Raw genomic sequence first — 20,441 nt, forward strand, 5'->3', positions numbered from 1 at the left:
AAGTGATAGATAGGGTAATAATCCTGGTTCTGGACAGCGTTGGTATTGGTGAACTTCCCGACGCAAAACTTTTCAACGATGAGGGAAGCAACACCCTGGTAAATACCGCAAAAAAAGTTGGGGGACTTAATCTACCCAATTTGGAGAAAATGGGGCTGGGTAATATAGAAAAAATACCGGGTGTAAAAAGTGTTGAAAGCCCAACAGCATCTTATGGAAAAGCAGCGGAAAAATCTGCGGGCAAGGATACAACAACCGGCCACTGGGAAATTGCGGGGCTCATCCTTGAAAAGCCCTTTCCCGTATACCCCAGCGGGTTTCCCGGGGAAATTATTTCGGAGTTTGAAAAAAGGATAGGAAGAAAGATCCTGGGTAATTACCCCGCCTCCGGAACGGAAATAATAAAGGAATTGGGCGAAGAACACATGAAATCCGGCTATCCCATAGTCTACACTTCTGCGGATTCCGTTTTTCAAATAGCCGCCCACGAAGAGGTAATTCCGGTAGAGGAGCTTTACAGGTACTGTGAAATCGCCAGGGAAATTCTTACAGGAGAACACGCCGTAGCCCGGGTAATTGCCAGGCCTTTTGTGGGCACTCCCGGCAATTTTACAAGAACTTATAACAGGAAGGACTTTTCTTTAAAGCCACCGGAGGATACCCTGCTGGATAAAGTAAAAAATAAAGGCTGTGAAGTATGGGGAATCGGGAAAATAGGTGACATTTTTGCAGGGAAAGGACTTACCCGGGAGATACATACGGAGGGGAATATGGATGGGGTTGATAAAACCCTTGAAGCAATGAGCAGGGCGAAAAAAGGCCTTATATTCACGAATCTCGTGGATTTTGACATGATTTACGGACACAGAAACGACGCGGAAGGTTATGCAAAAGCCTTGGAAGAGTTTGATAAAAGAATACCGGAAATTCTTTCTCAAATGAGAAAAGGCGATTGCCTTATAATCACCGCCGATCACGGTTGTGACCCCACCACCGAAAGTACCGACCACTCCAGAGAGTACGTTCCGGTTCTGGTTTACTGCCGGCAATTAAAAAGCGGGGTAAATCTGGGTACATTGAAAAGCTTTTCGGATATAGGGCAAACGGTAGCGGAAATGCTGGAATGCGAGCGTTTAAAACACGGTCACAGCTTCCTTGATAAATTAAAATAAAGCCGAAAGGGCGGGATACTGGACAATGAGCTACAAAGAGGAACTTTTTAATGCCCTTGCTTTTTTGAAGGAAAAGGTAAATAGAAAACCTGAAATAGGAATAATACTGGGAAGTGGCTTGGGGGAACTGGGAGATCTTGCAAAAGACCCCGTAATAATATCCTACAGGGATATTCCGGGATTTCCCGCTTCCACCGTGAAAGGCCACAGGGGTAATCTTATATTTGGCAAACTTCGCGGCAAGGATGTAGTTATGATGCAGGGACGTTTTCACCTTTACGAAGGTTATCCTGTAAATAAAGTGGCTTTTGGCGTAAGGGTGCTCGGGCTACTGGGCATAAATACTTTAATTGTCTCCAATGCCGCAGGGGGAATAAACGAAGATTTAAGGCCGGGAGATCTAATGGTAATAAAAGACCATATAAATTTTACCGGAGAAAACCCTGCAATTGGTGAAGAAATAGATGAGCTTGGACCGAGATTTTTCGACATGACCGTGGCCTATGATGAGAAATTAAGGAGGATGGCCCGGCAGGTATTTGAAGATTCGGGAGAAAAATTTAAAGAAGGGGTTTATGCTTTTTTTAAAGGACCCTCGTACGAAACGCCGGCGGAGATAAAGATGCTTAAAATCCTTGGAGCGGATGCGGTGGGAATGTCCACCGTTCCCGAGGTAATTGCGGCAAGACAGATGGGTATAAGGGTTTTCGGTGTTTCTCTTATAACAAATATGGCGGCGGGAATAAACAAAGAACCTCTTTCCCATGAAGAGGTGCTCGATATATCTAAAAAAGCAGGCAGAAAATTCATCGATATAATTTTGAGATTTATAGAAAGAATTCATTAAACAAAGCCCCCGGGGTTAAATTAAACCCCGGGGGCTTTTTTTACTTTTATTCTATAATACAGAATAGCAAAATAATTTCAAAAAAAGGATATTTTAAATTTGCGTCGAATATAATATACCAATATGTTTTTATATTAAAAACAACTGTCCGCTATACAAGGACAATTTTTCCGTTTAATTTTCGAAAAGGAGGAACGATTATGGCTCTTGTGGTCCAAAAGTTCGGAGGTTCATCTTTGAACACCTTAGAAAACAGGAAAAAGGCGGTAAGCAAGATAGTGAAAGCAAAAAAAGAGGGAAACGATGTGGTAGTGGTGGTTTCTGCTATGGGAAGAAAAAACGATCCCTATGCTACGGATACCCTGCTGGATTTAGCCTTCCAGCATTACAATAAAACGGATTTGCGGAATTTAGATCTTTTGATGTCCTGCGGTGAGATAATATCTTCGGTGGTTATTTGCGCTATGCTTGAGGGGGAAGGTCATGAAGCGGTGGCTTTAACCGGTTTTCAAGCGGGTATTACGACGGACGGCAATTTTTCTAATGCCGCTATAAAACAGGTAAAAACAGAAAAGATAGAAAAGCTTCTTAAAGAGGGGAAAATTCCCGTAGTAGCAGGATTTCAGGGTTGCACTGAAGACTTTGAAATTACAACTCTGGGGAGAGGTGGAAGTGATATTACCGCAATCGTGCTGGGCGGATATTTAAAGGCAGATGTAGTGGAAATATATACAGATGTGCCCGGTGTAGCTGTTATTGATCCCTCTATTTATCCCTTAACCAAATTTTTGAAAAACCTGTCTTTTGACGAAATGATAAACATGGCCGCCTGCGGAGCCAAAGTCATGCACCCAAAAGCGGTGGAATACGCAAAGATTTTTAAAATGCCCTTCTACGTAAAATCTACTTTTTACGATGGGGAAGGTACCCTCGTGGGCTTTAATGATTCAAATGAATCTATCACCGGGATTGTAATAAAAGATGAGGAGCTATCGTTGATTTTTAGCAGAGAAAAGAGACTGAGTAAATCAGAAGAAAGGAAAGTAATGAATATTTTAAAACAGTACGATTATAAAGAGGTTTGTTTCAGCAGTTATACATATAAAGTTTGTTTGAATCGCTGGTCTGCTAAGGAAGCCGCATTAAAAATTTATCAAGAGTTTTACGAAGAAGATTTCAACAAAAAAGCTATCTCTTTTTGAAACAAATTAAACTAATTTTTCATATTATATTTATTGACATGATTTTGGTTATGTTTTAAAATTTTTTTTATATACACTGATGAGCAACACTATTCATCAAAAGGAGGATAAGGGATGAAAAAATACAATGTTGCCGTTGTCGGAGCCACCGGCGCTGTAGGAAGGACCATGCTTAAAGTGCTGGAAGAAAGGGATTTTCCGGTAAACAACATTCTTTTACTGGCTTCATCCAGATCGGAGGGGCTTTCGCTGGAATTCAAAGGTAAGACATACCGGGTAAAAGAAGCTCAGCCTTCAGATTTTGAAGGTATTGATATAGCTCTGTTTTCTGCAGGAAAAGAAATAAGCTTGAATTTGGCTCCCGAAGCTGTTAAAAGAGGAGCGGTGGTGATTGATAACAGCAATGCTTTCCGGTTGAAGGAAGACGTTCCGCTGGTAGTTCCGGAGGTAAATTCCGCTGACCTTTTATGGCACAAAGGCTTAATTGCAAATCCCAACTGTTCTACAATACAGATGGTAGTTGTATTAAAGCCTCTTCACGACAGGGCAAAAATAAAAAGGGTGGTAGTATCCACTTATCAGGCGGTATCCGGGACCGGCCTTGAAGCAATCGAAGAATTGAAAGTTCAATCCGATGAAATTTTGAAGGGGAAGACTCCTGAAGCGAAAGTATATCCGCACCCCATAGCATTTAATTTACTTCCCCATATTGATGTTTTTGATGAAACCGGATATTCCCTTGAGGAATGGAAGATGGTCCACGAGACAAAAAAGATAATGGGAGATAAGGACATTCGGGTAAGCGCAACTACGGTAAGGGTTCCTGTTTTGAATTGCCATTCGGAATCGGTAAATGTAGAGTTTTATAATAAGATAACCCGGGAGGAAGCAATTGAAATTCTATCAAAAGCCGAAGGTGTAGTTGTCCGGGATGACCCTTCCAATAAAGTGTATCCCATGCCTTTTTATATAAGCGGAAAAAATGAAGTTTTTGTAGGCAGGATAAGGCAGGATTTTACAGTAGAAAGCGGCCTTAACCTCTGGATTGTTGCTGATAACCTTAGAAAAGGTGCGGCATATAATGCCGTTCAGATCGCCGAAAGATTAATTAATATGAATCTTATTTGAGGTGGGTTCGATGAGGATAATTGTTCAAAAGTTCGGGGGGACTTCGGTAGCAACACCGGGTGCCAGGGAATTGGTTATAAAACATGCGCTAAACAGAAAAAATGAAGGATACCAGATCGTTGTGGTGGTATCGGCTATGGGCCGTATGGGTGATCCCTATGCCACCGATACCCTGCTTTCCCTTTTAAGCGGAAGAAAGGTGGAAGCCAGGGAAAAAGACCTTTTAATTTCCTGCGGAGAGATTATTTCGGCGGCGGTAATAGCCTCGCTTTTTCAAGACAAAGGTTACCGGGCAAAAGCCTTTACCGGTTTTCAGGCAGGTATAATTACGGATGAAAATTTTGGGAATGCGAAAATTCTGGATGTAAAGCCCGATAATATAATTAAAGCATTGGAAGAAGGAATAATTCCTGTTGTCGCAGGGTTCCAGGGTGTTACCGGGGAAAGGGATATAACCACCTTGGGAAGGGGAGGAAGCGATACCACGGCGGTTGCCCTGGGGGCTGCATTGAAAGCGGAGTGTGTAGAAATTTTCACCGATGTGGAGGGAATAATGACGGCGGACCCCAAAATAGTAAGCAATGCCAAAATGCTGGATGAAGTTAATTACAGGGAAGTCACGGAAATGGCATATAACGGGGCTAAAGTAATACATCCCAGGGCAGTAGAACTGGCAATGCATTATAATATTCCCCTGAGAATAAGGTCTACTTTTTCCGATGCTCAGGGCACTTTGATAAGATTGGTCCCCGAAAGGGTGGTTACCGGTATTGCCCATGCTACTCATATTGCCCAGCTTAAAATAAAAGTTCCCAGCAATGATAAAGAATTGGAGTCCAGGATTTTTGAGAAATTGGCAAAAAAAGGAATAAGCATCGACATGATTAATATTTTTCCTGATGTGAAGATATTTACCTTAGCGGAAGATGCGGTTTCCACGGCCGCAGAGGTGCTCAAGGACTTAGGGGTTTCCTATGAAATAACAAAAAATCTGGCTAAGGTAACCGTAGTGGGTGGAGGAATGACGGGTATCCCCGGGGTAATGCTCAGCATTATAGAAGCGTTAAAAAAGGAGAATATCGACATACTGCAGACTTCCGATTCCCATACGACCATTTCCTGCCTTATAAAAGAGGAGGATGTAAAAAAAGCGGTACTTGCCTTGCATGAAAAGTTTGAGCTATAATCATAACAAAAAGTATTGGGAGGTAATGGAAGGTGTATTTTGAAAAACCCGGAGCTGAAAATACGCAAAAAACTGTAGAAATAGTTAAAAGAGCCGTGGAGGAAAGGGGAATCAGGCATGTGGTCGCTGCCTCCAATGAAGGCAGAACGGCAAAACTTTTGGTGGATGCAAATATAAATGCTAACCTTGTCATAGTAACACATGCCTGTGGATTCAGGGCTCCCGGCGATATGGAATTTCCCGGGGATTTGAGGGAGGAGCTGATAAAAAAAGGAGTGAAGGTGCTGACCACCACCCATGTCCTTTCAGGTGCAGAGAGAGGTCTTAGCAGAAAATTCGGTGGGGTTTATCCTGTGGAGATAATTGCGAACACCCTGAGAATGTTTGGCCAGGGCGTGAAAGTTTGCTTGGAAGTGGCCACAATGGCTCTGGATGCCGGGTTAATTCCCTACGGGGAAGAGATAATAGCGATTGGAGGCACGAGTGAAGGGGCGGATTCCGCCGTGATTATGAAACCCGCCCATGCCGCCAATATTATGGATACATGGATAAGTGAAATACTTTGTAAACCAAAAAACAGGAACTGACAGGCTACCTGCCTGATTTAGGAATAAGGTCAGGCAGGTTTTTTTATTACATCGTAGGATTTAATAAGATCGATAATGTAACTTTTCGTAAGAGCGCCTTCTATTCGGCTTTTTATAGTTCCGCTGCAGTCAATGAAAATATTTAAGGGAATCCCCCGGATGGAATATTTTTTAATTGTTTCTCCCTTTGGATCGGAAAGTACCGGGAAGGTATAGCCCTTTTCGTTTATATACGCTTTAACCTTGTCTGCATCTTTATCCAGATTTACCGTAATTAAAAGGGTATTTTCCGGGAGTTCATTAAAAAAAGACTGAAGCTCGTCTAATTCTTTTAAGCAGTAAGGGCAGTTTATCGACCAGAAGTTGAGAAAAATGTTTTTACCCCTGTAGTCAGAGAAACGGACGGGGTTGCCCTTAAGGTCCTTTAGCTCAAAATCGGGAGCAGGGCTGTTCTCAAAAGGAGCGGGACCGCTGACCTGAGATGGAGTGCAACCTGCTATCAGGATTAATAATAGGATTAAAAGAAAATAAAATACTTTTTTCAAACCGAAGCCTCCTTTCTTTAAAAATTATATTAGCTCAAAAAGAAGACTTAACCCGACTATTATCAAGAGTGTTCCCGCAATTTTTTTTGAGAAGGGAGCAAATTTTAATAACATACTTCTTGCTTTTTGTGAATTACTAAAAATCACTGAGAAAATAAAAAATGGTAATCCAAAGCCTGCGGAAAAAGAAAAAAGGAGAAGGGATCCCATCTTTATATCCCTGGTTGTACCTGCCATTAACAAAATTGAAGAAAGAATTGGACCTATACATGGCGTCCAGCCGGCGGAGAAAAAAATTCCGAGGATAAAGGAGGTAAAAGGGGATATAGAAATTAATTCCAGATATCTTCTTTTCTCCTTCATAAGAAAATTAAGTTTTAATAGATCCAGAAGGTTAAGACCCAGAACAATTATTATTACGCCGGCTATTTTTGAAAAAAGGAACCTGTTCATCACCAAAAACCTGCTTAGAGCGGTGAAGGAAAGCCCCAGTGCCGTAAAAGTAATGGAAAATCCTCCAATAAAAAAAAGGGAATTAATAATCAAGCTTCCTTTTTTTTCACCGCTTCCCGCCAGAATTCCCGCATAAACAGGGAGCAAAGGCACAACGCAGGGAGAAAAAAAGGAGAGCAACCCTCCTGCAAAAGCAGAAAAAAGAGAAATTTGATAGTTCATAATATTTCCACCATCCATTCCTAAATTTTAGTCCTGTATAATTAATTCCACAGAAAGTGATGGTTGCATAGTAAATTATAACATAAAACATCTATATATTCGAATATAAAAAAATAAAAATATATTATGCTGTTATTACTCTATTTTCATTTTTTAAAATTCATAATTAATTTCCCCTCTTGTGTCTCTATTGAAGAAATTTTTAGTTCATAGGGTAGAGGAGGGGGTGTGAAAGATAAGTCGTAACCGGTCAAAAGGTCTTTTATTACTTCCGGGGGGAGGGTAATTCCATTAAATTCTAATCTTATTGGATCAAACTTTATTTTTCCTTCCTCCGTAAGAGCTACCGTGCAGGTAATGGAATAAACCGTACTACCGGATTTATCCTTTTCGAATACCGTTATTCCTTCCTTAGTAACTTTAAAATACACATTTTTCAATTCTTCCTTCCCTGAAAGTAGTTTTTCCGTCAGGGATTTTTCATAAAATTCTCCCTTGGCGGTAAGGGTAAAGTAGTTCACATGAAGTTTATCCGGGCTTATGGATGTCCAGGGAAGGGAAGTTAAATTCTTTAATAGATAATCAAGGGAAGGCAGCACCACCTGCCAGTTTTTGCTCATATCTTCAAGGAATTTGGGATCCTTAAAAATTCTCCTGGCTTTAGCCAGTTCCGTTTCTTTAAAAATTTTTACTTTTTCCAGCTCTGAAAGCGTATTTTTTGCTTCCTTTTCTAATTGAGCAATTTTCTTTTGTTTTTCCATTATTTTTTCTTCCTCCTGCTTTTTTAAAACTATTAAGGTTTTCACCTCATCGATTACATTATTATAGTATTCCGTTACAAATATAATGTTATCGAGCCTCCTTAAGAATTCACCTAAGCTTTCGGAACCGGCGAGGACGGCAAGAAATGTACCAAACCCTCCTTTATAAGCGAAGACAACAAAGGAAGAAAGTTTTTTACGTTTTTCTTTCAGCGTACCTTCTAATTTTTTTAAGTCTCTTTTATTGTTTAATAAAGTTTTGTTTAATTCTTCTTGCTGTCTTTCCAAATTGCTAATTTTTTCTTTTAAAGAGTGAATTTTTGAATCTAAGGATAAAATCTCTTCAAGTAATTCCTGCTCTTTTGAATCCATTATAGGAACAGGTGACGGAAGGGAAAAGGAAACAAAAGGACAGGAAATAATAACGAAAATGAGGTAAAATAGTAGTATAAGCAGGGTTAAGAAGGATTTTGTATTTTTCACCATAAATTTTCCTCCCGAGAAATAATATTCGACACTTTTTGAAAATATCCTTGAAAAAATTATTATAAGGAAAGGAGTATAAAAATGAAAATTGCCGTTTTTTCCGATGTCCACTCAAATTTTGAAGCATTAAAAGCAGTCCTCGAAGATATAAAACTTTACAATCCCGATAAAATCCTTTGTCTCGGAGACCTGGTAGGTTACGGAGCAAGCCCCAATGAGGTTGTAGAGCTGATAAGGGAAGAAAGTATTGCAACGGTGATGGGAAACTACGATGAAGCAGTAGGCTTCAGGAAGATGGTCTGCGGCTGTGATTATAAAACGGAAGAAGAGGCAATGCTCGGGGGAATTTCTCTATCCTGGACCTCGGAAAATATTAAGGAGGAAAACCGCGAATTTTTAAAAAATCTGCCCCGCAAGGTGGAGTTTGAAGCGGAAGGCTATAAAATCCTGGCCGTACATGGAAGCCCGGAGAGGACAAATGAATACCTTTTTGAGGACACTTCCCCGGAAAGGCTCATAAAATTTTTTGAGGAAAATCACTGTCACATACTTTTATGCGGTCACACCCATATTCCTTATGTAAAAACCTTAAAGGACAGATTTGTAATTAATGCCGGAAGTGTGGGAAAGCCCAAGCCCGAGCAAGGGAAGAATAAGTTTTCAAAGGATGCCACCTGGGTTTTTATGGAAATAAAACCGGGAGAACTTACCTTTAAAATAATGAAAGTTCCCTATGACTTTGAAAAAAGCGCAGGGCTGATAGAAGAAAGGGGACTGCCGAAATTATTCGCAAATCTCGTGAGAGGAATTGCGTAAAGGGCGGGGTTTTAATGAAAATTCTTTCCGAAATGATAAACAGCATAGAGATTATTTTAAACCATGTCCATGAAGGTATTGTGATAGCCGATAAAGATGGGAAGATACTGTACGTAAATGAAGCAAACGAGCGAATTACCGGTCTTGAAAACAAAAAGATACTGGGTAAGTATGTGAGGGAAGTCGCTCCGGATTCTTCAATACCCGATGTAATAAATACGGGCAGGGAAAAATTAGGGGTTAAAACCCGGGTAAACGATAGATATGTTATTTCAAACATTGTACCAATCAAAAATAAAGGCTGCGGTGAAGTAATAGGAGCAATTTCGGTGTTTTTGGATATTACCGAGCTGGAAAATTTGAACGCAAAATTAATAAAAGCGGAAGAAAAGATAAACAGGCTTTCCCTTCAGCTTTCGAGCTTCATAGGAAATGAGGAACCTATAATAGGGAAAAATGCTAAAATGCAAAAAGCTTTTTCTCTTGCGTTAAAAGCTGCCAACATAAACTCAAATGTTCTTATAATAGGCGAAAGCGGCACCGGGAAGGAAGTAATAGCGAAATTTATCCATGATAAAGGGGTAAGAAAACATAAACCCTTCATTGCCGTTAACTGCGGAGCAATACCGGAAAATCTTTTGGAAAGCGAACTTTTTGGCTATGAAGCCGGAGCCTTTACGGGAGCGTCTTCCAAAGGGAAACCCGGCCTTTTTGAACAGGCGGAGGGAGGCACCCTTTTCCTGGATGAAATAGGGGATATGCCTTACCCGTTGCAGGTCAAATTGCTCAGGGTTTTGCAGGAAAAAGAAATTATCAGGGTGGGAGGCACCCAGAAGATAAGGCTGGATGTAAGGGTTATAGCTGCCACCAATAAGGATCTGGAGATGATGGTAAAGGAGAAGAAGTTCAGGGAGGATTTATATTACCGATTAAATGTAATAAAAATAGATGTTCCGCCATTAAAAGAAAGAAAAGAGGACCTTCCGCTGTATATTTCCTATTTTCTTAACCGATTGGCCAGAAGGCTTGACAGGGCAAAACCCAAAATTGCTTCTGCTGCTATGAAAATGCTTCTAAATTACGATTATCCGGGTAATATTCGGGAACTGGAAAATATTCTGGAAAAAAGCATGATTATAGATGACGATGATTTGATAACGGTAGAGGACCTGCCCGAATACCTTATAAAAGAAAGCCCTTATCAGTATTACGATTCGGCAAAAGACCGCTGGCCGAAGCTTTTTGAAGTCGAAAGAAACCTTATAGAAGAAAGCCTCAAAGTATTTAAAAACAAAAGTAAGGCCGCCCAGGTGCTCGGAATACCCCGGTCTACATTGTACAGGAAAATAAAAGAATACGGTATCAACTGCTAATATTGGCAAATATCTAAAAGTAAAAGAATAATAAAAGAATTGCGGACAAAACTATAAAATTATGCAAAATTGTATCAAAATAAGACATAAATTATTATGAATTTATGAAATAAATGTCTCGAAAAGAGACATTTATTTATTTATGTACAAAAATGATACATGACGTAAAATAAAAATTTTTTTATAAAAATAGTTTTTTTGAAGCAATAAGGCCTTTCAATCATTCAACATTGATGGCATAAAGATTGCATTGATAATGTTTCGTTTTTGCAAATACCTATAAAATAAAAAGGAGGCCTAAAAATGCTGGACGATCTTACGAGAATGGCAGAACCTTACAGAATAAAAATGGTCGAGCCCTTAAAAATACTGACAAGGGAGGAAAGGATTAGAAAAATTAAAGAAGCGGGATACAACCCCTTCATGCTAAAATCCGAAGATGTATACATCGATCTGCTGACCGACAGCGGCACTTCTGCAATGAGCGATTACCAGTGGGCGGGTATGATGCTCGGAGATGAAGCCTATGCCGGAAGCAGAAACTACATCCACCTCTGCGAAGTTGTAAAGGATGTTTTTGGTTACAATTATACGGTACCTACCCACCAGGGAAGGGGTGCAGAAAAGGTATTATTCCCCCTCCTGATCAAAAAGGGTCAGTATGTACTGGGCAATATGCATTTTGATACAACTAAGGCGCATATTGAATTAGCCGGTGGTATTGCCAAGAATTTTGTTATTAAAGAAGCCGAAGACACGGAAAATTACCATCCCTTTAAAGGGAACTTTGATGTGGAAAGAATGGAAGCCTTCATTAAGGAAGTAGGTCCTGAAAATGTCGCCTTTATTCTTGCTACAGTTACCTGCAACAGCGCTGGCGGACAGCCGGTATCCATGGAAAACATTAAAGAAGTAAAAAGAATTGCCGATAAATACGGGATAAAGCTCTTTATTGATGCGGCGAGGTTTGCTGAAAATGCTTATTTCATTAAAGAAAGGGAAAAAGGCTACGAGAATAAGACTGTCAAAGAAATAGTAAGAGAGATGTTCTCCTATGCGGAAGGCTTTACAATGTCTGCCAAAAAGGATGCCCTCGTGAATATCGGCGGATTAATTGCCCTTAAAGACGATGAGGAGCTTTACAAAAAGGTCCAGCAAATGGTCGTTCCCATGGAAGGATTCGTTACCTACGGCGGTCTTGCAGGAAGGGATATGGAAGCCATGGCTCGCGGTTTGGAGGAGGTACTGGACGAAAACTACCTTTACTGGAGAATTAACCAGATAAAATACCTCGGCGACAAACTCAGGGCAGCCGGCGTACCCATTCAGTATCCCACCGGTGGACACGCGGTATTTATAGATGGAAAGAAATTCTTGCCTCACATCCCGCAAAATCAATATCCATCCCAGGTGATTTGCGTTGAACTGTATATAGAAGCGGGAATCCGGGCGGTGGAGGTAGGAAGCCTTCTGGCCGGAAGGGACCCGATTACAAAAGAAGAGATACTTCCGGCTCTTGATTTCGTAAGGCTTACTATACCCAGGAGGGTATACACCAACAGCCACATGGATGTAATTGCTGAAGCTGTAAAAAGGGTCTATTCAAGAAGGGAATCCTTGAAAGGATTGAGATTGGTATACGAGCCACCGGTATTAAGACACTTCCTTGCAAGATTGGAGCCGGTAGAGTAAAAAATAAAAATTAAGGGGTGAGGTTATGGAAAATTTTGAAAGGGATCAGTGGAGATCAAGGGCAGGCTTCATATTTTCTACCGTTGGTGCTGCCGTTGGTCTCGGAAACTTCTGGCGCTTTCCTTTTATGGCCTACCAGAATGGAGGCGGCGCCTTCATTCTGCCTTATTTCTTTGCACTCCTGACCGCCGGGGTGCCTTTGATGATAATGGAATTTTCCTTCGGTCACAAAATGAGAGGCGGAGCCACCTTATCTTTTGCAAGACTTGGTAAAAAGTACGAGTTTATCGGCTGGTGGCAGACGATGGTGCCGCTAATTGAAATGTGCTATTATTCAACTATTATTTCCTGGAGCTTAAACTACCTGGTTTACGCAATTACCCAGGCCTGGGGAGCTGATCCCAATGCCTTTTTCGGCGGGAAATTCCTTGGTGTATCCAGCGGCCCCTGGGACCTTGGCGGCTTCAGGTGGAACATTGCTGTGGCGGTAATTATCGTGTGGCTCTTGAATTACACCATAACTAAAAAAGGTATTTCGGGAGGAATCGAAAAGGCCTGCCGGGTAATGACACCGCTTCTGGCACTTTTGATGGTGATTATTACAATAAGGGGGTTAACCCTCCCCGGTGCGGCTTACGGTCTTAACTGGTTTTTAAAACCCGATTTTTCAAAGATTATGAACGCAAAGGTTTGGATTGCCGCTTACGCTCAGGTTTTCTTCTCAACTACTTTGGCGGTAGGTGTAATGATAGCCTATGCCAGCTACCTGCCCGAGAAATCCGATATAGTAAACAACTCTTTTATCACGGTATTTTCAAACTCCAGCTTCGACTTTATGGCAGGGCTTGCCGTATTTAGTATACTCGGCTATGTTTCTGTCGCTTCGGGAGTGCCCTTCGAAAAAGTGGCAACGAGCGGTGCGGGCGTGGCTTTCGTGGCATTCCCGAAGGCTATAAGCATGCTGCCAATGCCCAAGTTCCTGCAGAGTCTTTTCGGAATAATGTTTTTCTTTGCACTGTTCATCGCGGGAATTTCCTCAAGTATTTCCATGCTTGAATCCTTTGCAACCGCTGCCCTTGATAAGTATAATCTGTCCCGGGAGCAGATAATTACCAGGATTTCTATTGGCGGATTTATAGGCAGTATGTTTATTGCTACCGGTGCTGGAGTTCACATCCTCGATATTGTTGACCATTTTGTTGGGAATTACGGGATTGCTCTACTTGGTTTAATAGAAGCTATTTTGCTGGGTTATGTTTACGGTACGGATAAAATTAAGGAACATGCCAACAGGTATTCGGATTTCAGAATTGGATGGTGGCTGGATTTCTGCGTAAAATACCTCACCCCGATGATCCTCGGATATATGTTCATACAAAACATCATCAATGAATTCAAAGCTCCTTACAGCGGTTATCCCATGAGCGCCATTATAATTCTCGGATGGGGTGTGGCAATAGGAATGCTGGTGGCGGCTTTATACCTTGCATCAAGGCCGTGGACAAAGATGGACCCCTATGGGCAGGTTAGTGAAAAGGTGGTGTCCAGAAATGACTAATACAGGTATGGAACCCGGTGCTATTGCGATGCTGATTTTTGGAGTTACTCTTCTTTACGGCGGACTTGCACTTTTCATTTCCATCGCTCTGAGAAAATCGCGTTAAATTCGAGCAATATAAGACATATATTTAAAATACAGCAAAAAGGTGCCTTTTAAAGGCACCTTTTTTAATGACACGATTACACATTAAACCTGAAGTAGACCACATCTCCGTCTTTCATGATATAATCTTTACCCTCAATCCGAATAAGCCCTTTTTCTTTTGCCTCATTTTGACTTTTGCATTTTTCCAGGTCTTCAAAGGATATCACTTCAGCCCTGATAAAGCCTCTTTCGAAGTCGCTGTGAATTTTTCCGGCTGCCTGAGGTGCTTTTGTACCTTCTTTTATCGTCCATGCCCTGACTTCTTTCGGACCTGCCGTAAAAAAGGTTATTAAACCGAGCAGTCTGTAAGAAGCTCTTATTAGCCTGTCCAATCCCGACTCTTCAAGGCCGTATTCCCCTAAAAGTTCTTTTTTTTCTTCTCCTTCCAGTTCTGCAAGTTCTGCTTCAATTTTGGCGCAGACCGGTATAACTTCGGCCCCTTCTTTTAACGCATATTCCTTTACTTTTTTTAGTAGTTCTCCTTCTTTTTTTGAAAGCAGGTCCTCTTCGGATATATTTGCCACATAAATGACGGGCTTAGAAGTAAGTAAAAAATACTGCTTCACCTTTTGAATTTCCTCTTCTTTAAGCTCCATAGCCCTTACCGGGATACCTTTTTCCAGATCTTCTTTTATTCTTTCAAGAAGTGCAAGTTCTTCTAAATACTGTTTCTCTCCGGATTTTGCCTGTTTTTTGGTTCTATCAATACGTTTTTCTACTGTTTCCATATCGGCGAAAATTAACTCAAGATTAATGGTCTCTATATCCCTGACGGGATCGACCTTTCCATCCACATGAACCACATTGGGATCTTCAAAGCACCTGACCACATGGGCAATGGCATCTACTTCGCGAATATGGGATAGAAATTTATTTCCGAGGCCCTCACCCTTACTGGCTCCCCTGACCAGCCCGGCAATGTCCACGAATTTTATAACCGCAGGGGTGATTTTTTCCGGATTCTCCATTTTCGCCAGAAAATCCAGTCTTTCATCGGGCACGGGAACAACCCCTACGTTTGGTTCAATGGTGCAGAAAGGATAATTGGCGCATTCAGCTCCTGCTCTGGTAATAGCGTTAAAAAGGGTGCTTTTTCCTACATTGGGCAGACCTACAATACCTATCTCCATTGTGATTTTGTCTCCTTTCAAAGGTGGTAACACATTAATGAATTATATAAAATACATGGGAATTTGTAAATAAAAAAGAGGGAATTGCCCTCTTATATTTAAATCTTTATAGAACTTTTTTCCATATCCCGGGCTATTTTTAATGAATTTAAGGCATCCTCCAAGGTGACCTCCAAAGATTCTTTTTTATCTTTTATTGCTTCGGTTAAATCTTCAATACCTTTAAATATAGAGGCCTTATACACTTCCCACCGGTCCTGCTTTAAGGAAAACTCAATTTTTACCCGGCGGGAGGCCGTAAAAAATTTCCCTTTCCCTTTAAAAAATCTGGAATCACCTTTGTATTCTGCTAATATATTGCAATTGATATCAATATTTACTCCGGGTAAGTAATCGTCGGAATTCCTTAAAAGGGTTTCCGTTAAAAATTCTTCTTCCTCTTTATTAAGCAGGGCTTCAACTTCCAGTTTTTCAGGAATCCAGCCGTCTACCCTTGCATAGGCCCTGTCAAAAATAAAATGAAAAGAAGTTTTCTCAAAAGCTTCGGGTTTGGTGAAGCTGTGGTAATAGGATATTACCACATTTCCTTCATGGAGGGAAAACCCGTATACCCTGTCTATTAAGGCTTCTCCATTTCTCACAAAGTTAATTGCTTGTACCTTTACCGGCATTTTAAACAACCAGTTTACTATATCGAAAAAGTGAACACCGTGTTCTACCCATATTCCTCCGCTTTTTTCGTAGTCCCAGAACCAGTGAGAAGGCAAAAGATGGTCATCATGGGCGTAGTTTTCTAAATATGCCCTTTCAGGGAATCCAAAAATCTTTGCATCACAAATTTTCTTCAAAATTATATAAAGAGGGTTTCTCCTCATTACGTAGTCTATGGTAGCTTTTAAACCCTTTCTGGAAGAAATGTCTGCCAGTTCTTCCATTTGTTCGACGGTAAGGGAGCCCGGTTTTTCTAAAAATAAGTGTTTTCCTGCCTCTAAAGCCTTTTTACCCATTTCAAAATGTAAAAAAGGCGGTGTGGCAATTACAATGCTTTCGGTTTTTGAATCCTTAATTAATTCGTCGGCACTGGTATAGATTTTATCTATCGCATATTTGCTTTTAAGTTCTTGAAGCCTTGCAGTATTTACATCACAAACCGCAGTTAAATTAAATTTATCCTTACCTTTTTTTTGCAGGGAATCCAATATCATTTCACAAATCCATCCGGCTCCTATAATTCCTATGTCAATGGGCGTAATTATCCCTCCCTTTAAAAGCAATTTTTTATATTTTATCCCTTCTTCTAAATTTCCATTACATATCAGGATAAAGGAGGACTGATTAAAAGCTGAAAAAAATAAAAAGAAATCCGGAGGATTTTATTGTAAAATATAAGTGAGGAAAAAAACCGTAGGGGGTCTAATATATGGAATACAGGCTTATAGTAACGGATTTAGATGGGACATTGCTGGATGAGAATAAAAACATACCCGAGGAAAATATGAGGGCAATTGAAGCCTTCAGAAAAAAAGGGGGGCTTTTTACAATCGCCACGGGAAGGGGAGAAAGGGGAGCGCTTCCCTATATAAAAAAATTGAACTTAGATATTCCGGCGGTACTTTTCAACGGAGGGGAACTTTACGATCCCCAAAAAGGACGTATTTATACCGTCTACCTTGAACGAAAATTGTACGATATTATTATAGACCACTTTATGGATAATCCTGAGATAGGAATAGTTGTTCATTATCACGACAAAGTTTTTATTTCCGAAATAAAATCCGCCCATGATTATTATATCAATGTACAAAAAGTGATATACGATCGGGTATACAATTTAAAGGAAATTGAAAGGGCAAATAAGATACTCCTTGTGGGGGATGTGGCCCTGGCCAAGGAGGAAATAAAAAGAATTGAGCAAAAATACGGTATAAATATTAATGCGGTACAAAGTGATAAATACTATTTTGAGATTTTACCCGAAAATGTATCAAAAGGAGAAGGTTTAAAGAAATTATGCGATTACCTCAAAATTCCTTTGGGAAAAGCCTGTGCTGTGGGGGATAATTTCAACGATATTTCTCTCCTTAAAACGGCAGGACTCGGGGTAGCTGTGGAAAATGCCGAAGAACCATTGAAGAAAAAAGCCCGGTTTATTACCAGGAGAAACGATGAAGGAGGGGTAGCTTTTTTAATTGAAAAAATACTTTTGGGGAAAATGGAACCATTTACTATAAAATAAAAGGAGATGTAAAAATGGGATTTAAAAAATTATCGAAAATCCTTTTGGTTTTATTGCTGATTTTAATGATTATTATATCCGCGATTTCCTGCGGTAAGCAAAATACGGCACCCCCTTCTCAAAATTCACAAAATCGAAATAGTGAAAAAGAAGATAATACCGGTAATAATGAGGCTACGGTAGAGTTTGGCGATTTAAAACTGATGAGAAAGATTAACCCGGCGGCAGAAAATACCACATATACGGAAGCGGTAGCGAAGGCAGGGTATTTTCATTCCTTTGTTTATTACCTTACGGATTCCTTTGCCTCCGAAGACGGCAAATTTCCCCTTATCAAAGAGGATGGAGAAAAAAATATCAAACTGTACGTTATTTCTAAGGACTTAAAAACGGTTTTAACCGTCGACAGGATTGAAGCGGAGTATGCGGAGAAAGGATATCTTTTTTACCTTTTGGGATGGAAGGGCAATAAGTTATACTACCTGAAAGCCGAAAAAGATGGAGAAAAAATTGGTTTTTCAGCTTACAGTTTTGATACTGCCGGCGGGAACAAAAAGAAAATTGCTTTTATAGAGCTTGAACACCTTTATATTGGTAATTTTAGATTTTTGCCCGAAGAGGAAAAAGCAATAATATTTATCCCGGGGAAATATATTCAATTAGAACTGGCAAGCGGTAATATTACCCTTTTAAAATCCGGACTTCCTTCCTATGATGGACTTTTTTACCCTCAAATATCTCCGGAGGGGAAATATGTTGCTTACAGCCTATTAGAGCCGGAAAGAAGAGGAATGTATGCCTTTGATGTGGAAAATAAAAAAGAAGTTCTTATTGCCGGAGCGGGTGAAAGAGACTATTTTACCCCCCGCTGGTCACCTGACGGAAGATATTTAGCTTTTTATTATGTAGTAAAGAATGAAAAAGGTGAGTTTGAATACGTAGAAGGGGAGGACGGCCCCTATCCCATCGCCGACGGTATACGGGTAATTGATTTTAAAGAAAATAAAGAGTTGAATATAGCCCTGCAGGGTATGAGAATAGGATTCTCCTATTTTAATGGAGATTCGAATTATATGGTATTTTCCAGTGTCACCCGGGAAAACGCTAAGGAGCTCAATAAATACAGTGTGTTTGATCCGGAAAAAATGAATTCTATAGCCTTTGATGGATTGTGGATATTCAATCTAAAAGAAAATAAGGCAAAAAAAATAAATGAAGAAAATATTAAAATTGGGTTTTATCCTGCATTGATACTTTCCGAAGAAGAGTACTATTTTTATAAAACTATTGATGAAGGATGGAAGGATCTAGTCTATTACAACAGAGGGTCCAGTCAGGTAATCGATACCGGGTACAGGTTTATACCCGAGAAGTATCAAAATCTTAAGCTGATAAAAGGGAACTTGATTATCGTTGGAATTAATAATGGAGAAATCAGCATTTTTAAAGTTAACAAAGGAGAAAGAAAAGAGATCTTCAGAACAAAAGGTGTATTCAGGGAATACAATGTTATTAACGACTATATAGTACTATTTTATAACGATGAACAGGAAAAAGAAAAAATTACATTGATCCCTTTATAAATGTTACTTTTAAGTCAGCTCATTTTTTAAAGTTTCTAATTCTTCCTGCGTCAGCTCTCTCCATTCACCGGGGGAAAGGGAGTCATCTAATCTTAATGAACCTATTGCCGTTCTTTTTAAGTAAACTACCCTTTTCCCCAGGGCTTCAAACATTCTTTTTATCTGGTGAAATTTACCCTCACATATTTTCACTACCGCCCTGGAAATTTCATCGCTTTGAACAATGATTAGTTCGGCGGGTAAGGTTTTAAAATCTTCCAATTGAATGCCTTTACTGAAAGCCTGCACGTCATCACCGGATAAATACCCTTCTACCTCCACGTAATATTCTTTAAAAACTTTATTCTTTGGGGATAAAAGCTTATGGGCAAGGATGCCGTCATCGGTGAGAAGAATTAAACCTTCCGCATCCTTGTCGAGCCTTCCCACGGGGAAAAGGTTTCTGTGAGAATACTCGCCTTCTAAAAGGTCTACAACAGTTTCATCTTTCTTATCGCAGGTGGAGGATACCACACCGGCAGGTTTATAGAGCATCACATAAAGGTTTCTTTTAAAAATGATTGGATCTCCCAAAACGCAAATTCTATCGGTTTGGGGGGAGACGTGAAAGCCCGCGTCTTTTATAACTTCACCGTTTACCGATACTTCTCCTTCCTTTATTATCTTTTTTACATCCTTTCTCGTGCCAAAACCGCACATGGAAAGAACCTTATCCAGCCTTTCTTTCTTTTCCATTTTTTAAAAACTCCTTTCTCGATTTTTTTGCCTTTTTATATTATCATCTTTTTTATCTTTTTAAAATAAAAAAAGAGGTTGAAAAAATCAACCTCAAAAAGATTATTTATCGTTTAAAACCTGGACGAGAGTATTTGCCATTATCTGCTTAAATTCTTCGGTGTGTAAAATATTGAGTAATAAGGGGGCGAAGAGTTTCTTACCCTGTAGCAGAGTATTATTAATTTCCGTTTCTTCTGCAGATTCTATAAGTTTTTCCCGGGCTATACTGGAAATAGATGCCAGGCTATCAACAAGGGCTTTAAGAAAATCAAAAGAATTAGCTGCTGTTTTCAAGGAGTTTTCCATTTTACCCGTAATAATTGTATGGCGGAGTATTTTTTTGCTTAGGATAAAAAGATTTTCCACATCTCTTTTTTCGTCCTTTTCTCCTTCCTGTGCACCCGCAATTTCAGCCTTTATTTCTTCCGTTTCGCATTTTCTTTCAATTTTTTCTCCTTCTTCGGACATTTTTTAATCACCTCAACTCATAGGTTTTCAATTTTATAATATGCCATATCACATAAATGTGTTAGGGTGAAT

20 protein-coding genes are annotated in these 20,441 nt (G+C 40.0%); 13 read left to right on the forward strand and 7 right to left on the reverse strand.

Features of this window, described 5'->3' with window-relative positions; genetic code table 11:
• Positions 1-2: 2 nt before the first annotated feature.
• The 6 genes from ATZ99_RS05640 to ATZ99_RS05665 all read left to right on the forward strand — a co-directional run bounded on the left by ATZ99_RS05640 (position 3) and on the right by ATZ99_RS05665 (position 6,122).
• Entirely contained in the window at positions 3-1,172 is a 1,170-nt protein-coding gene (locus ATZ99_RS05640) for a phosphopentomutase (protein ID WP_068748262.1), read from the forward strand.
• Between the two features lie 25 nt (positions 1,173-1,197).
• Complete coding sequence (locus ATZ99_RS05645; protein ID WP_068748263.1) at positions 1,198-2,019, forward strand: purine-nucleoside phosphorylase; 822 nt, start codon at positions 1,198-1,200, stop codon at positions 2,017-2,019.
• 200 nt (positions 2,020-2,219) lie between these two features.
• Positions 2,220-3,221: an aspartate kinase gene (locus ATZ99_RS05650; protein WP_068748264.1), complete on the forward strand. Its 1,002-nt coding sequence runs from the start codon at positions 2,220-2,222 to the stop codon at positions 3,219-3,221.
• A 114-nt stretch (positions 3,222-3,335) separates the two neighbouring features.
• The gene (locus ATZ99_RS05655) at positions 3,336-4,349 is read left to right on the forward strand and encodes an aspartate-semialdehyde dehydrogenase (protein WP_068748265.1); all 1,014 of its coding nucleotides are present in this window, start codon (positions 3,336-3,338) and stop codon (positions 4,347-4,349) included.
• A 10-nt stretch (positions 4,350-4,359) separates the two neighbouring features.
• The gene (dapG, locus tag ATZ99_RS05660; RefSeq protein ID WP_083947374.1) at positions 4,360-5,535 is read left to right on the forward strand and encodes an aspartate kinase; all 1,176 of its coding nucleotides are present in this window, start codon (positions 4,360-4,362) and stop codon (positions 5,533-5,535) included.
• A gap of 32 nt (positions 5,536-5,567) precedes the next feature.
• Positions 5,568-6,122: a pyruvate kinase alpha/beta domain-containing protein gene (locus ATZ99_RS05665; RefSeq protein WP_068748267.1), complete on the forward strand. Its 555-nt coding sequence runs from the start codon at positions 5,568-5,570 to the stop codon at positions 6,120-6,122.
• A gap of 29 nt (positions 6,123-6,151) precedes the next feature.
• Here the strand turns inward: ATZ99_RS05665 and ATZ99_RS05670 are convergent, their stop codons facing one another.
• The 3 genes from ATZ99_RS05670 to ATZ99_RS05680 all read right to left on the reverse strand — a co-directional run bounded on the left by ATZ99_RS05670 (position 6,152) and on the right by ATZ99_RS05680 (position 8,589).
• Entirely contained in the window at positions 6,152-6,667 is a 516-nt protein-coding gene (locus ATZ99_RS05670; RefSeq protein WP_068748268.1) for a TlpA family protein disulfide reductase, read from the reverse strand.
• A 24-nt stretch (positions 6,668-6,691) separates the two neighbouring features.
• Complete coding sequence (locus ATZ99_RS05675) at positions 6,692-7,342, reverse strand: cytochrome c biogenesis CcdA family protein (protein WP_187694827.1); 651 nt, start codon at positions 7,340-7,342, stop codon at positions 6,692-6,694.
• A gap of 146 nt (positions 7,343-7,488) precedes the next feature.
• On the reverse strand, positions 7,489-8,589 hold the full coding sequence (locus ATZ99_RS05680; protein ID WP_068748269.1) for a coiled-coil domain-containing protein: 1,101 nt from the start codon (positions 8,587-8,589) through the stop codon (positions 7,489-7,491).
• A gap of 81 nt (positions 8,590-8,670) precedes the next feature.
• Between ATZ99_RS05680 and ATZ99_RS05685 the strand changes: the two genes are divergently transcribed.
• The 5 genes from ATZ99_RS05685 (at position 8,671) to ATZ99_RS11840 (ending at position 14,134) form a co-directional block, all read left to right on the forward strand.
• Positions 8,671-9,405 carry a metallophosphoesterase family protein gene (locus ATZ99_RS05685; protein WP_068748270.1) on the forward strand — a complete coding sequence of 245 codons (735 nt, stop codon included), beginning with the start codon at positions 8,671-8,673 and terminating at the stop codon, positions 9,403-9,405.
• Between the two features lie 14 nt (positions 9,406-9,419).
• Positions 9,420-10,778: a sigma-54 interaction domain-containing protein gene (locus tag ATZ99_RS05690; RefSeq protein WP_068748271.1), complete on the forward strand. Its 1,359-nt coding sequence runs from the start codon at positions 9,420-9,422 to the stop codon at positions 10,776-10,778.
• Between the two features lie 303 nt (positions 10,779-11,081).
• Positions 11,082-12,470 carry a tryptophanase gene (locus tag ATZ99_RS05695; protein WP_068748272.1) on the forward strand — a complete coding sequence of 463 codons (1,389 nt, stop codon included), beginning with the start codon at positions 11,082-11,084 and terminating at the stop codon, positions 12,468-12,470.
• A 25-nt stretch (positions 12,471-12,495) separates the two neighbouring features.
• Positions 12,496-14,028, forward strand: a complete 1,533-nt coding sequence (locus tag ATZ99_RS05700; protein ID WP_068748273.1) for a sodium-dependent transporter — start codon at positions 12,496-12,498, stop codon at positions 14,026-14,028.
• The gene (locus ATZ99_RS11840) at positions 14,021-14,134 is read left to right on the forward strand and encodes a MetS family NSS transporter small subunit (RefSeq protein WP_222927084.1); all 114 of its coding nucleotides are present in this window, start codon (positions 14,021-14,023) and stop codon (positions 14,132-14,134) included. The genes ATZ99_RS05700 and ATZ99_RS11840 overlap by 8 nt, the downstream gene beginning before the upstream one ends.
• 76 nt (positions 14,135-14,210) lie before the next feature.
• Here ATZ99_RS11840 and ychF read toward each other — a convergent pair whose 3' ends face one another.
• Together ychF and ATZ99_RS05710 are read right to left on the reverse strand one after the other, a co-directional pair.
• Complete coding sequence (gene ychF / locus ATZ99_RS05705) at positions 14,211-15,305, reverse strand: redox-regulated ATPase YchF (RefSeq protein ID WP_068748274.1); 1,095 nt, start codon at positions 15,303-15,305, stop codon at positions 14,211-14,213.
• 98 nt (positions 15,306-15,403) lie between these two features.
• Positions 15,404-16,579 carry a Gfo/Idh/MocA family protein gene (locus ATZ99_RS05710; protein ID WP_068748275.1) on the reverse strand — a complete coding sequence of 392 codons (1,176 nt, stop codon included), beginning with the start codon at positions 16,577-16,579 and terminating at the stop codon, positions 15,404-15,406.
• Positions 16,580-16,725: 146 nt separating this feature from the next.
• Between ATZ99_RS05710 and ATZ99_RS05715 the strand changes: the two genes are divergently transcribed.
• Together ATZ99_RS05715 and ATZ99_RS05720 are read left to right on the forward strand one after the other, a co-directional pair.
• A complete protein-coding gene (locus ATZ99_RS05715) occupies positions 16,726-17,541 on the forward strand; it encodes a Cof-type HAD-IIB family hydrolase (RefSeq protein ID WP_068748276.1) in 816 nt (271 codons plus the stop codon).
• Between the two features lie 14 nt (positions 17,542-17,555).
• Positions 17,556-19,124, forward strand: coding sequence for a PD40 domain-containing protein (locus ATZ99_RS05720; protein WP_068748277.1), 1,569 nt, complete (start codon positions 17,556-17,558; stop codon positions 19,122-19,124).
• A gap of 9 nt (positions 19,125-19,133) precedes the next feature.
• Here ATZ99_RS05720 and ATZ99_RS05725 read toward each other — a convergent pair whose 3' ends face one another.
• Positions 19,134-19,859: a pseudouridine synthase gene (locus ATZ99_RS05725; protein ID WP_068748278.1), complete on the reverse strand. Its 726-nt coding sequence runs from the start codon at positions 19,857-19,859 to the stop codon at positions 19,134-19,136.
• A 102-nt stretch (positions 19,860-19,961) separates the two neighbouring features.
• Entirely contained in the window at positions 19,962-20,369 is a 408-nt protein-coding gene (locus tag ATZ99_RS05730) for a hypothetical protein (protein ID WP_068748279.1), read from the reverse strand.
• Positions 20,370-20,441: the final 72 nt, after the last annotated feature.

It is taken from the genome of Thermovenabulum gondwanense (assembly GCF_001601575.1).
GTDB classification, from domain to species: Bacteria; Bacillota; Thermosediminibacteria; order Thermosediminibacterales; family Thermosediminibacteraceae; genus Thermovenabulum; species Thermovenabulum gondwanense.